Source organism: Streptomyces sp. MnatMP-M17, assembly GCF_900091995.1.
Taxonomy (GTDB): Bacteria; Actinomycetota; Actinomycetes; order Streptomycetales; family Streptomycetaceae; genus Streptomyces.
Window position 1 is genome coordinate 1 of the sequence record NZ_FMDK01000541.1, and the last position, 12,764, is coordinate 12,764.

10 protein-coding genes, 1 tRNA gene and 3 pseudogenes are annotated in these 12,764 nt (G+C 70.3%); 10 read left to right on the top strand and 4 right to left on the bottom strand.

Annotation, left to right across the window (positions count from 1 at the left end; translation table 11 throughout):
• The 3 genes from GA0115259_RS23620 to GA0115259_RS23630 form a co-directional block, all read left to right on the top strand.
• Positions 1-1,193: phytoene desaturase family protein (locus GA0115259_RS23620; protein WP_237540448.1), on the top strand; the 1,193-nt coding region annotated here is incomplete at its 5' end.
• Between the two features lie 98 nt (positions 1,194-1,291).
• On the top strand, positions 1,292-2,305 hold the full coding sequence (locus GA0115259_RS23625; protein WP_093600761.1) for a zinc-binding dehydrogenase: 1,014 nt from the start codon (positions 1,292-1,294) through the stop codon (positions 2,303-2,305).
• Between the two features lie 211 nt (positions 2,306-2,516).
• Complete coding sequence (locus GA0115259_RS23630; RefSeq protein WP_093600764.1) at positions 2,517-4,100, top strand: MFS transporter; 1,584 nt, start codon at positions 2,517-2,519, stop codon at positions 4,098-4,100.
• A 55-nt stretch (positions 4,101-4,155) separates the two neighbouring features.
• Here GA0115259_RS23630 and GA0115259_RS23635 read toward each other — a convergent pair whose 3' ends face one another.
• Positions 4,156-4,638: a GNAT family N-acetyltransferase gene (locus GA0115259_RS23635; protein WP_093600767.1), complete on the bottom strand. Its 483-nt coding sequence runs from the start codon at positions 4,636-4,638 to the stop codon at positions 4,156-4,158.
• Between the two features lie 25 nt (positions 4,639-4,663).
• Positions 4,664-5,582, bottom strand: a pseudogene (locus tag GA0115259_RS23640) (aminoglycoside phosphotransferase family protein).
• On the opposite strand from GA0115259_RS23640, the gene GA0115259_RS23645 reads away from it, so the two are divergent.
• A complete protein-coding gene (locus tag GA0115259_RS23645; protein ID WP_237540449.1) occupies positions 5,581-6,300 on the top strand; it encodes a rhomboid-like protein in 720 nt (239 codons plus the stop codon). The pseudogene GA0115259_RS23640 and the gene GA0115259_RS23645 sit on opposite strands and share 2 nt — an antisense overlap.
• Positions 6,297-7,781: an NAD(P)/FAD-dependent oxidoreductase gene (locus tag GA0115259_RS23650; RefSeq protein WP_093600770.1), complete on the top strand. Its 1,485-nt coding sequence runs from the start codon at positions 6,297-6,299 to the stop codon at positions 7,779-7,781. The genes GA0115259_RS23645 and GA0115259_RS23650 overlap by 4 nt, the downstream gene beginning before the upstream one ends.
• A gap of 92 nt (positions 7,782-7,873) precedes the next feature.
• Here GA0115259_RS23650 and GA0115259_RS23655 read toward each other — a convergent pair.
• Positions 7,874-7,949 (bottom strand) — tRNA-Thr (locus GA0115259_RS23655).
• 304 nt (positions 7,950-8,253) lie between these two features.
• Between GA0115259_RS23655 and GA0115259_RS42100 the strand changes: the two are divergent.
• The 5 genes and pseudogenes from GA0115259_RS42100 to GA0115259_RS23675 form a co-directional block, all read left to right on the top strand.
• Positions 8,254-8,328 (top strand): annotated as a pseudogene (locus tag GA0115259_RS42100) (helix-turn-helix domain-containing protein); the annotation flags it as partial.
• Between the two features lie 352 nt (positions 8,329-8,680).
• Positions 8,681-9,118 (top strand): RNA-guided endonuclease InsQ/TnpB family protein, encoded by a 438-nt coding sequence (locus tag GA0115259_RS42105; RefSeq protein ID WP_256098111.1) that lies wholly within the window; start codon positions 8,681-8,683, stop codon positions 9,116-9,118.
• A gap of 521 nt (positions 9,119-9,639) precedes the next feature.
• Complete coding sequence (locus GA0115259_RS23665) at positions 9,640-10,761, top strand: ABC transporter ATP-binding protein (protein ID WP_093600773.1); 1,122 nt, start codon at positions 9,640-9,642, stop codon at positions 10,759-10,761.
• Positions 10,762-10,991: 230 nt separating this feature from the next.
• Positions 10,992-11,414 (top strand): hypothetical protein, encoded by a 423-nt coding sequence (locus tag GA0115259_RS23670; RefSeq protein WP_093600776.1) that lies wholly within the window; start codon positions 10,992-10,994, stop codon positions 11,412-11,414.
• Positions 11,415-11,528: 114 nt separating this feature from the next.
• Positions 11,529-12,245, top strand: a complete 717-nt coding sequence (locus GA0115259_RS23675; RefSeq protein WP_093600779.1) for a nucleotidyltransferase family protein — start codon at positions 11,529-11,531, stop codon at positions 12,243-12,245.
• A gap of 189 nt (positions 12,246-12,434) precedes the next feature.
• On the opposite strand, the pseudogene GA0115259_RS40525 reads toward GA0115259_RS23675, so the two are convergent.
• A pseudogene (locus GA0115259_RS40525) lies at positions 12,435-12,764 on the bottom strand (hypothetical protein); the annotation flags it as partial.

Consider the following 12,764-nt stretch of genomic DNA (forward strand, 5'->3'; position numbering starts at 1 on the left):
CCGCCGCCGTCACCGCCGCCGAGTCGGGCGCCGCCGTCACCCTCTGGGAGGCCCATCACACGCTCGGCGGCCGGGCCCGTACCGCCGAAGGCGCGTACCGCACCAACGAAGGGCCGCACGCCCTCTACCGCCGCGGACCGCACTGGGCCTGGCTGAAGCAGCGCGGTCTGCTCGGCCCCATGGCGAGCCCGCCCGCGCGCGAAGGCGCCCGATTCCGCTTCCACCACGGCGGCGCCCTGCGCAGGACCCCGCCGCTCGGACTGCTCCGTCTCGCCCGCCGCAAGGCCGAACACACGCCGGTGGACACCGACTTCATCACCTGGGCCACCGCACTCGAAGGGCCCGCCACCGCCCGCGCCGCCGCGCACTTCACCGCCGTGGCCCTCTTCCACCACGACCCGGGCTCGCTCTCCGCCGCCTTCGTCCAGGAGCGTCTGCGGCGCGCCGCCGCACTGCCGCCCGAGGCCCGCTATCCGGTCGGCGGCTGGAGCGAGCTGATCGACCGTATGGCCGGGTACGCGTGGAACCTGGGCGTACGGATCGAGACGGCGGCACGGATCGACACCGTGCCCGAGGACGGGCCCGTGATCGTCGCCACCTCCATGGGCGCGGCGCGCCGGCTCCTCAGGGACGACGGTCTGCGCTGGACGGGCGGCCGTACCGTGCTGCTCGATCTCGCGGTCCGCAGGCGCCGTGGCGACGCGTTCATCGTCTCGGACCTCGACGCTCCCGGCTGGCTCGAACGGTTCACCGCGCAGGATCCGTCCCTCGCACCGGCCGGCGAACAGCTCGTCCAAGGGCACTTCCCGGTCGGCCCCGGCGAGTCCGGCGCGGACGGCATCGCGCGCGCCGAGCGCCTGCTCGACCTGGGCTTTCCCGGCTGGCGCGAACGGACTCCGTGGCGGCGCGACTCCCTCGCGACCGGCCGTACCGGCGCCGTCGACCCGCCCGGCACCACCTGGCGGGACCGGCCCCGTATCGACCGTGGCGACGGCGTGTATCTCGCGGGCGACGAGGTGGCGGCACCGGGCGTGCTCTCGGAGGTGTCGTTCAACAGCGGGATCGAGGCGGCCTCGCTGGCCCTGCGGCGGCTGAAGCAGGCGGACGGCGCCGTCGGCCCGCGGCTGAACCCGCAGTCGAAGCAGCCGGACGGAGCCGCCGATCCGGCCGGCCTTGACCTCAAGCATGCTTGAGGTCGGACGCTGCTCCCACAACCCCCGCCGGGCGACGAACCGCGCGGGACGACGAACCGCGCCGGACGCCGAATCCGGACAACCTCAGGGAGCCCGCCATGCACGCCGTCCGCCTCCACGCCTTCGGCCCCGCCGAGAACCTCACGTACGAGCCAGCCGAAGACCCCGTGCCCGGCCCCGGCCAGGTCCGGATCGCCGTCGCGGCGGCCGGTGTCCATCTCCTCGACACCGCGCTGCGCGAGGGCATGCGGGGCCCGTACCCGGCCACCGCCGAACTGCCCACCATCCCGGGCCGCGAGGTCGCCGGTACGGTCGAGTCGCTCGGCGAGGGCGTGGCCGCCGACTGGCTCGGCAAGCGGGTCGTCGCGCACCTGGGCATGGTGCCGGGTGGTTACGCGGAACTCGCCGTCACCGACACCGCCCGGCTCCACGAGATCCCGGCCGGACTCGACGAGGCCGAGGCGGTCGCCATGATCGGAACGGGCCGTACGGCCATGGGCATCCTCCAGTTCACCGACGGACTCGGCCCCGGCGACATCGTCCTCGTACCGGCGGCGGCCGGCGGGATCGGCACCCTGCTCGTCCAGTACGCGAAGAACGCCGGCGCCACCGTCATCGGCCTCGCGGGCGGCCCGGCGAAGGTCGCCCGCACCGCCGCGAACGGCGCCGACCTCGCCGTCGACTACACCCTGCCCGACTGGCCCGCACAGGTCCGCGACCATCTCCGCGAGCGTCACGACGGCCGTGGCGCGACCGTCGTCTTCGACTCCGTCGGCGGCGGTACGGGCCTGGCCGCCGTCGGTCTCCTCGCCAGGGGCGGCAAGCACATCGTCTTCGGCTGGTCGGGCACGGGCCTGCACGACGGCGGGCCGCTGACCTTCACGGACGAGGAGCTGGCGGAGCGCGGGATCACCTCCGAGTCCGTCCTCGGCCCGGTGATGCTCCAGAAGGCGGGCGGCGGCATACGCGTACTGGAGGAGCGCTCGCTCGCCGAGGCCGCGGCCGGGCGGCTGCGGCCGGCCGTACAGCGCTTCCCGCTCGCCGAGGCGGCACGCGCGCACCGGGCGCTGGAGACGCGCGGAACGATGGGGAAGGTCGTCCTGGAGCCGTAGCCGCAGGCCGTTGAGCCGCAGCGGCATCGCCCGTAGCTCCGGGGGCTGAGCTCCGTACCGGCGCCAGGACGGGGGTCCGGCGCCGGTACGGGAACAATCGCCCTGCCCTTGCCGCAAGAAGCGAAACCACCCGATCCGTGGTGTTCTGTGCAGAGATCCGGCAAAGAGCCGACCACGACCGGCACAAGCCCATTGCGAGGGAAGACCTGGGATGAGCGACCCGGCGAACTCGGACAGCCGACCCGGCGCCAAGCCTGACGCCCGCCCCGGCGCCCGCCCCGGCCCGGAGCCCGGCACCGAGGTCGACACCCACCGCTGGTGGGCCCTGGCCGTCATCGCGACAGCCCAGCTCATGGTCGTACTCGACGCCACCATCGTGAACATCGCCCTGCCCTCGGCCCAGCGCGACCTCGGCCTGACCAACGGAAACCGCCAGTGGGTGATCACCGCCTACACCCTCGCCTTCGGCGGACTGCTGCTCCTCGGCGGCCGGATCGCCGACCTCGTCGGCCGTAAACGCACCTTCGTCGTCGGCCTGATCGGATTCGCCGCGGCCTCCGCGATCGGCGGCGCGTCCACCGGCCCCGAGATGCTCTTCCTCGCCCGCGCGCTCCAGGGCGCCTTCGCCGCGCTCCTCGCGCCGTCCGCGCTCTCCCTGCTCACCACCACCTTCACCGGCGGCACCGAGCGGGCCAAGGCCTTCGGCGTCTTCAGCGCCATCGCGGGCGCGGGATCCGCCATCGGTCTGCTCGTCGGCGGCGTTCTCACCGAGTATCTGAGCTGGCGCTGGTGTCTGTACGTCAATGTCCCGATCGCCGCCGTCGCCGTGGTCGGCGCGTTCACGCTGCTCAGCGACCGGGCCGGCACCCGTGGAGCGCATGGGGCGCATCTCGACATCCCGGGCGTCGTCCTCGGCTGCGGCGGTCTCGTCGCCCTCGTCTACGGACTCAGCGAGGCCGAGACCAAGGGCTGGAGCGCACCGCTCGTCCTGGGCCTGCTGCTGGGCGGTGTGGCGCTGCTGTGCGTCTTCGTGTGGTGGCAGAACCGTTCCACCGGACCGCTGCTGCCACTGCGTATCGTCCGCGACCGCAACCGCGGCGGCTCGATGCTCATCATGTGCCTGACGACGGTCGGGCTGTTCGGCGCGTTCCTGTTCATGACGTACTTCCTGCAGACCATCCTCGGCTACTCGCCCTTGCGCACCGGCCTCGCCTTCCTGCCACTGACCGCGTCGATCGTCATCGGCTCCACCCAGATCTCCGCCAGGCTGCTGCCGTACGCGCCGCCGCGGTTTCTGCTCGTACCCGGACTGCTGCTCGGCGCGGGCGGGCTCTACTCACTGACCTTCATCGACACCCACTCCAGCTATCCCGCGCACATCCTGCCCGGCACCGTGCTGCTGGGCCTCGGCCTCGGGCTCACCTTCATGCCCGCCATCGCCACCGGCACCTCGGGCGTACCGGCCAGGGACTCCGGCGTCACCTCGGCGACCGTCAACACCGCGCAGCAGGTCGGCGGCTCCATCGGTACGGCCCTCCTCAACACCATCGCGACGACCACCACAAGCGCCTATCTGGCGGTTCATCTCGCGGCGGCGGAGAAGCAGGGCGGGCTCACATCGGCACAGAAGACGGACATCGTGAACACCGGCACGGTCCACGGCTTCACCGTCGCCATCGCCTGGGCGGCGGTCATCCTGCTGGCGGCGGCGATCGTAGCCGCACTCGTCATCACGGGCGCCTCACCGCGCAACCGCGAGGCGGCAGCGGCGGCCACGGGCACACGTGGTCCCTGAACGACCGCGTGCTGACCGCTGACCGCCCCCGGGGCGCCGGGCGAGCCGCCGTCCTCTACTCCCGCGCCGTCCCCAGCCCGGCGAGCGCGTCGTCCGTCAGACGGAACACCGTCCAGCCGTCCTGCGGCAGCGCGCCCAGAGACCGGTAGAAGGCGATCGACGGCTCGTTCCAGTCCAGCACCGACCACTCCAGCCGCTCGTAGCCACGCTCCACGCAGATCCGCGCCAGCTCCGTCAGCAGCGCCTTTCCATGGCCGCCGCCGCGCCGGTCGGGACGTACGTACAGATCCTCCAGATACACCCCGTGCACACCGCGCCACGTCGAGAAATTCAGGAACCAGAGCGCGAAGCCCACCGGCTCCCCGTCCTCGTCCGACTCCGCGATATGCGCGAACGCCGCCGGCCGCTCACCGAACAGCGCCTCGCGGAGCTGCTCCTCGGTCGCCCGCGCCTCGTCCAGGCACTTCTCATACTCCGCCAGCTCCCGGACCATCGCGTGGATCACCGGGACATCGGCGGCAGTGGCAGTACGAATCATGACCGCAGCCTGCCCTCCCGCCCGCTCACCGCGCCAGCAGTGACCGAGCAATGGACACCTGATCGGGATCCAGCTCCCACTCGCCGTCCTTGATGTGCCACAAGGAGTTCTGGAGCACCCGCCCCAGCGTCCAGGCCCGCGCCCGCTCCCGGTCCAGGCCCAGCACCTCCGTCATCAGATCGAAGCGCCACAGCGTCTCCAACGCGTCGAAACGGTTGTCCAGCGCGGGCAGCAGCTCGAAGCCCGGGTCGCCCGCCAGCGGCTTCGGATCGATCGCCAGCCACGGTTCCCGGTCCGCGGCCAGGACATTCTCGTAATGCAGATCCCAGTGCAGCAGCCGGTCCCCGGGCTCGTCCGCCACCTCGCGCAGCGCCGCCGCGCAGTCCCGCAGCAGCCGCCGCTCGCTCTCGTCGGCGAGCGAATCGACCAGTGCCTTCTCCGGCCCCGACATCTCCCCCAGCATCCGCGCCGCGATATCGCCCAGCGACCGCAGACCCGCCGGAGCCCGCGCCGATGTCAGCCGCGCCAGCAGCTCCGCCAGAATCCGGACCGCCTCCCGCGACGGCACACCGCCCAGATCCCGCGCCCGCAGCCGCTCCAGCAGCAGCGTGCCCGTCGTACCGCAGCAGCCGCACCGCGCCGTCGCCGTCCCACGCCCGCAGCGCCACCGGCTCCCCGGCCGACTCGTCGTCGAGATGCTGAAGCTTCAGCACCGCCGCCGTACCGTCCGCACACTCCACCGGCAGCACCAGCGCACACATGCCGTACATCGAAGGACCGGTACGGCGCAGCTCCCACCGCTCCAGAAAATCCGCCGCCCTGCCCGGCAGCGCCGCGATGAACGCACGGCCGGCCTCGCCCAGAAACCTCGACTGTGTTTCCGCCAGCTCCACCGGAATGTCAATCACGCCCACGATCCTACGGCCGTGCGTGAATCGGCCCATGCGCCGCATTCTCCACACGGTCCGCACCCGGATCACGACGATCCGCACCTGGTCCACGACGGTCCACACCTGGACCGCACCGATCCGCACCTGGATCACGAGCGCCTCCGGCACCTATCTCTGGCTGGCCGCCCTCTTCGTCACCACCGTCGCCCTCCACCAGATGTCGCCCCAGTTCGAGAGGGAATTCCTGCTCCAGCGCTCCACCAACATCCATGAGCTGTCCACCGATCCCGTCCGTGTGCTCATCGTCAGCGCCTTCTGGATCGACGGCGGTACATGGCTCCCGTACGCCGTGCTCTACACCGTCTTCCACGCGCCCGCCGAACACTGGCTCGGCACCCCGCGCTGGCTCTCCGTGGCCGCGCTCGCCCATATCGGCGCGACGCTGATCAGCGAGGGCGTCCTCGGCTGGGCCATCCACCACGGACACGCCCCGCAGTCCGCCGCCAACACCCTGGACGTCGGTGTCAGCTACGCGCTCGCCGGAATCGCGGGCGTCCTGACCTACCGAGTGCCGCGCCCTTGGCATCTGCCCTATCTCGCCGCCGTCCTCATCTTCTACGGCGTGCCGCTGATCACCGGCCGTACCTTCACCGACCTCGGCCATCTCGCCTCGGTCCTCATCGGACTCGCCTGCTACCCGCTGACGCGCGCCTGCCGTCCCCGCCGATACCTGGACAAACGTACGAGTTCCGGTGTACGAACGCCCACATGACCAGCGCAGACAACGGCGGTACGAGCGGCAGCGACGGTACGGAACCCACGGCCGGCACCGGACCTGGCGCCCACGCGACCACGGCCGGCACCACCAACGGCGGGATCTCCTTCTGGTACGCCCAGGACGGCATCCCGGCCCCACGCGAACCGCTCCCGGGAGACGCGACCGCCGACGTCTGCATCGTCGGCGGCGGCTACACCGGCCTCTGGACGGCCTACTACCTCAAGAAAGCCGCGCCCTTCCTCGACATCACCGTCCTGGAAGGAAAGTTCTGCGGTTACGGCGCCTCCGGACGTAACGGCGGCTGGCTCTACAACGGCATCGCGGGCCGCGACCGCTACGCCCAACTCCACGGCCACGACGCCGCCGTACGCCTCCAGCGCGCCATGAACGACACCGTCGCCGAAGTCGTACGCGTCGCCGCGGAGGAGCACATCGACGCCGACATCCACCCGGGCGGCGTCCTCGAAATCGCCCGCACACCCGCCCAACTCGCCCGCCTCAAGGCCTTCCACACCGCGGAGACCGCCTTCGGCGAAACCGACCGCACACTCCACGACACCCGCGAAACCGCCGACCGTATCCGCGTCACCGGAGCCCTCGGCTCCACCTGGACACCGCACGGCGCCCGGCTCCACCCGGTCAAACTGGTCAAAGGCCTCGCCGCGGCCGTCGAAGCACTCGGCGTCACCATCCACGAATCGACGCCCGTCACCGAGATCAGGCCCAAACACGCCGTCACGCCGTACGGCACCGTCCGCGCGCCCTACATCCTCCGCTGCACCGAAGGCTTCACAGCGAACCTCAAGGGCGCCCGGCGCACCTGGCTCCCCATGAACTCCTCCATGATCGCCACCGAACCACTGCCCGCCGACATCTGGGACACCATCGGCTGGGACGGCCGCGAAACGCTCGGCGACATGGCGCACGCCTATATGTACGCCCAGCGCACCGCCGACGACCGCATCGCCCTCGGCGGCCGTGGCTATCCCTACCGCTACGGCTCCAGAGCCGCGCACTTCTCGGACACCGCCGGCACCCAGCCCGCCACCATCGAAGCGCTGCGCGACATCCTCGTCCGCTTCTTCCCCGCCACCGCGGGCGCCCGTATCGACCACGCCTGGTCCGGCGTCCTCGGTGTCCCGCGCGACTGGTGCGCCACCGTCACCCTCGACCGCACCACCGGCCTCGGCTGGGCGGGCGGCTACGTCGGCTCCGGCGTCGCCACCACCAACCTCGCCGCCCGCACCCTGCGCGACCTGATCCAACAGGACTCCGGACAGTCGGGCCCCACCGAACTGACCACCCTCCCCTGGGTCAACCACAAGGTCCGCAAGTGGGAACCCGAACCCTTCCGCTGGCTGGGCGTCCACGCCCTGTACGCGGCCTACCGCACAGCAGACACCAAAGAATCCACCACCCCAACCCCCACGACCCACCCCATAGCCCGAGCAGCCAACCGCATCTCGGGCCGCTGACGGGGCAGTTGGGCGCAGCGCGACGGCCGCGAGCGGCTGGTGAAAATGCAAGTGTCCCGGCCCTGGGATGGGCCGGGACACTGTTTTGTCAGAGCCCCCTGTCGGACTCGAACCGACGACCTGCCGATTACAAATCGGCGACTCTAAACCAAACTGAGCTAAGGGGGCATTTGCGCACAAAAAGGCAGTGCGCGAAAGCTCTCCTACTCTACACAGCGGCGAACCGCCGGAGCCACAAAGTTCCCGCGCCTGCGTGACCTCGCGACCACACGTTCGTTGTAAGGACTGACGTTCTGTTGCGACGATCAGACGATGGGGAGTGACTGTGGCGGACTCAGCGATAGGACCCGTAGTACGGGTCACCGGCGCCGAGGCCAAGCGGGTCAAGCGTGAAGTGCTCGGCATAGCCGACCGGCGCAAGCACCACGGCCGTCGTGCCACTCCGCTGAAGAGCCGGGCCAAGGAGCCGGGCATGCAGCAGCGGGTGTACCGCTTCCGGTTCTATCCGTCGCCGGTCCAGGCCGAGCAGTTGGTGAGCACCTTCGGCGCGTGCCGCTGGGTCTACAACGAAGGGCTCGCCCTGCGGGTGGGCGCCTGGGAGAAACACCGTGTCTCCGTGGGTTTCGCGGAGACGTGCCGGGCGCTGACCGGGTGGCGGCGGGCGGAGGGGACGTCGTGGTTGGGTGCGGTGTCCTCGACGGTGTTGCAGCAGGCGTTACGGCATCTGGAGGGGGCGTTCTCGGGTTTCTTCCGGGGGACCTCGAAGTATCCGCAGCGGAAGCGGAAGCACCGCTCGCGTGATTCGGCAACGTACGTACGGACCGGTTTCCGCTGGGTGGAGGATCCGGAGCGGCCGGGTACCGGGCTGGTGACGTTGGCGAAGCAAGCGGAGCCGCTGGGTGCGCGAGAACCAAGTGCTCGTGGTGGAGGATCTGTCCATCGTGACCCTGCTGCGCCCGGCGAAGGGCAAGGGAAGACGGCGCAAGGCCAAGCTGAGCCGGTCGATCCTGGATGCGGCATGGGGTGAGCTGCTGCGTCAGTTGCGCTACAAGTGCGGGTGGTACGGGCGGACGCTGGTGATCGTCGACCGTTTCTTTCCGTCCACGCGGCGCTGCTCGTCCTGTCATACGAAGGGCCCGCGCCTCGATGTGTCGGCACGGGCCTGGACGTGCGAGGAGTGCGGTGTGGTGCATGACCGGGATGTGAACGCGGCGGTGAACCTCCGGGACGAGGGAATGCGGCTGTACTGGCTGGTGGCGTCGGCGCTGCCACCGGGCCGGGTGCCACCACCGGTGATCAAGGCCTCGGAGCTGGAGGACTGTGTGCTGACCGCGTAAGCGGTGGTTGTGATTGTTGCGACACGGAGATACGGACCGACGGGCCGTCGGCCGGAATGCCTGTGGAGCCCGTGTAAGACCGTCCGGGCGTGATCCTTGAGGATCGCGGCCGACCGGCTATGGGCGTTGAAGCAGGAACTGCCGCCCGCGAGGGCGGTGAGTCCACGCTGTCGGTGTGAGCAAGGCCAAAAGGCAAGTGCTCTGGCCGCTGCCACCCGGTGCGCAGCGCGGGCACGGTCAAAAGGTTGTTGCTCTGCCTCGCACCGGCGCAGACACGGTCAAAAGGGCGTCGCTCTGCCTGGCCGCCCGCAGTTGGAGAGGTCAAAAGTGGGGTGCTCTGTCCGGTCGGCCGTCGGGCAGGAATTTGGTGCGGGCCGGAGTACTGACAGATCCGGAATCGCGAGGTAGCGTCACCTGGAGTTCATCAGGTGGACTAGACCCATCCTTCGCCCTTCGGCGGAGGAACCATTCCTTTACTCGGATCGTCCGGCACGTTCCTGCCGGTGGAGGGACACATCGTCATGGCAACTGTCTCGTTCGACAAGGCAACCCGTGTTTACCCGGGTTCCACGAAGCCCGCCGTCGATCAGCTCGAGATCGAGATCGCGGACGGGGAGTTCCTCGTCCTCGTCGGTCCTTCCGGCTGCGGCAAGTCGACCTCCCTGCGCATGCTCGCGGGTCTTGAGGACGTCAACGCGGGTGCCATCCGTATCGGTGAGCGCGATGTCACGCATCTGCCGCCGAAGGACCGGGACATCGCCATGGTGTTCCAGAACTACGCGCTGTACCCGCACATGTCCGTCGCCGACAACATGGGCTTCGCGCTCAAGATCGCCGGTGTGAACAAGGCGGACATCCGTAAGAAGGTCGAGGAGGCCGCGAAGATCCTCGACCTCTCCGAGTACCTGGACCGCAAGCCGAAGGCGCTCTCCGGTGGTCAGCGGCAGCGTGTCGCGATGGGACGCGCCATCGTGCGTGAGCCGCAGGTGTTCCTCATGGACGAGCCGCTGTCGAACCTCGACGCCAAGCTCCGTGTCTCGACCCGTACGCAGATCGCGTCGCTCCAGCGCCGTCTCGGCATCACCACGGTGTACGTGACTCACGACCAGGTCGAGGCCATGACCATGGGCGACCGGGTGGCGGTCCTGAAGGACGGGCTGCTCCAGCAGGTCGACTCGCCGCGCAACATGTACGACCGCCCGAACAACCTGTTCGTCGCCGGCTTCATCGGCTCCCCGGCCATGAACCTGGTCGAGGTGCCGATCACCGACGGTGGTGTGAAGTTCGGCAACAGCGTGGTGCCGGTGTCGCGTGAGGCGCTCGCCGCCGCCGCGGACAAGGGCGACAAGACCGTGACGGTCGGTGTCCGTCCCGAGCACTTCGATCTCGCCGAGGACAGCACCTCGGGCACGCTCTCCAAGGAGGCGCCGGCCGGTCTGGCCGTGGTCGTCAATGTCGTCGAGGAGCTGGGCGCCGACGGCTATGTGTACGGCACCGCCGACCTCGGCAGCGAGAAGAAGGACATCGTCGTCCGTGTCAACGGCCGCGCCGTGCCGGACAAGGGCGCCAAGCTGCACGTCGTGCCGCGCGCCGGTGAGACGCATGTCTTCTCGACCTCGACCGGCGAGCGCCTGACCGACTGAACCGGTTGATCCGACTGAACCGGTCGAAGCGGTTGATCTTCGGACGACCCCGCACCACTCCGGTGCGGGGCCGTCCGCGTTTGCCGCGCGCCGCGTGTCGACAAATACCCCGGCACACAGGTCATTTCGGACGGGCCCGTCAACGCCCGATTCGAAAAGGGCGGTCGAACCATCCCTCGGGAGAGTGACTAAATGTCGCCAAATCATCACTGGCCGCTACGCTCGCCTGCGTGACCCACTCAGCCCGCCGTATCGGCCGAACTCTCGCTCTCGTACTGCCCGTCGTCCTGGTGCTCTCCGGGACCCTCGCGGTCGCCCGTGTTCCGTGGGCGTCCAGCACAGCCGAGTCGCAGGTCCTGACCGCTTCCTCGGACACCGCCTCGGTGCGGGCCAAGTCCCGTACGCCCCAGGATATTCTGCGCGAGCAGCTTCTCGTGGAACTTCAGGAGAAGGATCCGGGCATCGCCCTGACGCACCTTCAGCGGCAGGTCGAGGAGCGTCCGTCGCTCGCCAGGCACTGCATGTCGATCGCGCGGGCCCTGGGCCGTGCGGCCGTGTCGACGTACGGTCCCACCCGCGCGCAGTCCTTCTCCCGGCCCGTGTGCGACACGTCGTTCGCGTACGGCGTGTCCCAGCAGGCCGCGGGAAGCTGACCGCGGAGAGTCGGCCGGACGTCAGTCGGCTCAGTCGGCCGGACGTCAGTCGACCGCCCGGCCGATCGTCGGTCGCGGCTCACCGGCCGTCCCTCCCCGCCTATCGTTCACGGTATGCATACGTTTCCGACGCAGGCCGTGGTCCTCGCGGGCGGCCAGGGGTCGCGGCTGCGCCCGTACACCGATGACCGTCCCAAGCCGATGGTCGAGATTCCCGGCACGGGGACCCCGATCATCGGCCATCAGCTCGCCTGGCTCGCCGCCGAGGGTGTGACCGACGCCGTCGTCTCGTGCGGGCATCTCGCCGAAGTCCTCCAGGAATGGCTGGACTCGGCGGATCTTCCGCTGCGTGTCACGACCGTGGTGGAGCCCGAGCCCCTTGGGCGCGGCGGCGGCCTCAAGTACGCCGCCGCCAAGCTCCCTGCCCCAGGGCAGCCCTGGTACGCCACCAATGGCGACATCTGGACACGTTTCTCGTTGCGCGAGATGGCCGCGTTCCACGCCGAGCGTGACGCGACGGCAACGCTCGCCCTGGCCCGTCCACGGATCCCGTGGGGTGCCGTGGAGACGGACGAGTTCGGCCATGTCCTCGACTTCATCGAGGCGCCTCCGTCGCCTTATCTGATCAACGCGGGTGTGTATGTGTTCTCCCCGCGCTTCGCCGAACTGCTGCCGGAACGCGGCGACCACGAGCGCACGACGTTCCCGCGCCTGGCCCGTGAGCGCCGCCTCGCGGGCTTTCCGCTGCCGCACGGCGCGTACTGGCGGGCCATCGACACGGCGAAGGACCTCACGGAGGCGGCGAAGGAACTGGCGTCGGGCCCACGCTGACGCTGAAACGCGCCGCGCGGGCCTGGTGGCGCGACGGGCGCGGCGCTGTACGTGCCCCGCGCCGAGCCCGTACGGAGGCGATACGGACCCGTGCGTGGGCCGTACCGGGCCTGGGACAGCCGACCGGGGCCGGGCCGCCCGGCCCCGGTGCAAGGCACACGGCGCCGCCGAATCGGGCGCCGTGCCGTGTCAGCCCAGGAGGCCGCCGATGGGGTTGCGGTTGCCGCCGGTTGTGGTGGAGCCGCCCGTCGAGGAGCCGCCGCCGTCGCTGGTCGTGCCCGTGCTTCCGTCGCCCGTGCCGCCCGTGGTCGAAGGGCCCTGGCTGTTGGACGGCGGCGGGGCCTGCTGGGCGGTCTGAGGGGCCTGGCGGCCCGTCGTGCCCTGAGTCTGGCTGGGCTGTTGCTGCTGGCTCTGGCCGGTGCTGGCCGCGCCGCCGGCCGTCTCCGGGACCGTGCCGCCGCCGGTGGTCGGCTGCTGGGCCTCGGGCGTGCCCGACCGGGTCGCTGACGGCTCGGACCG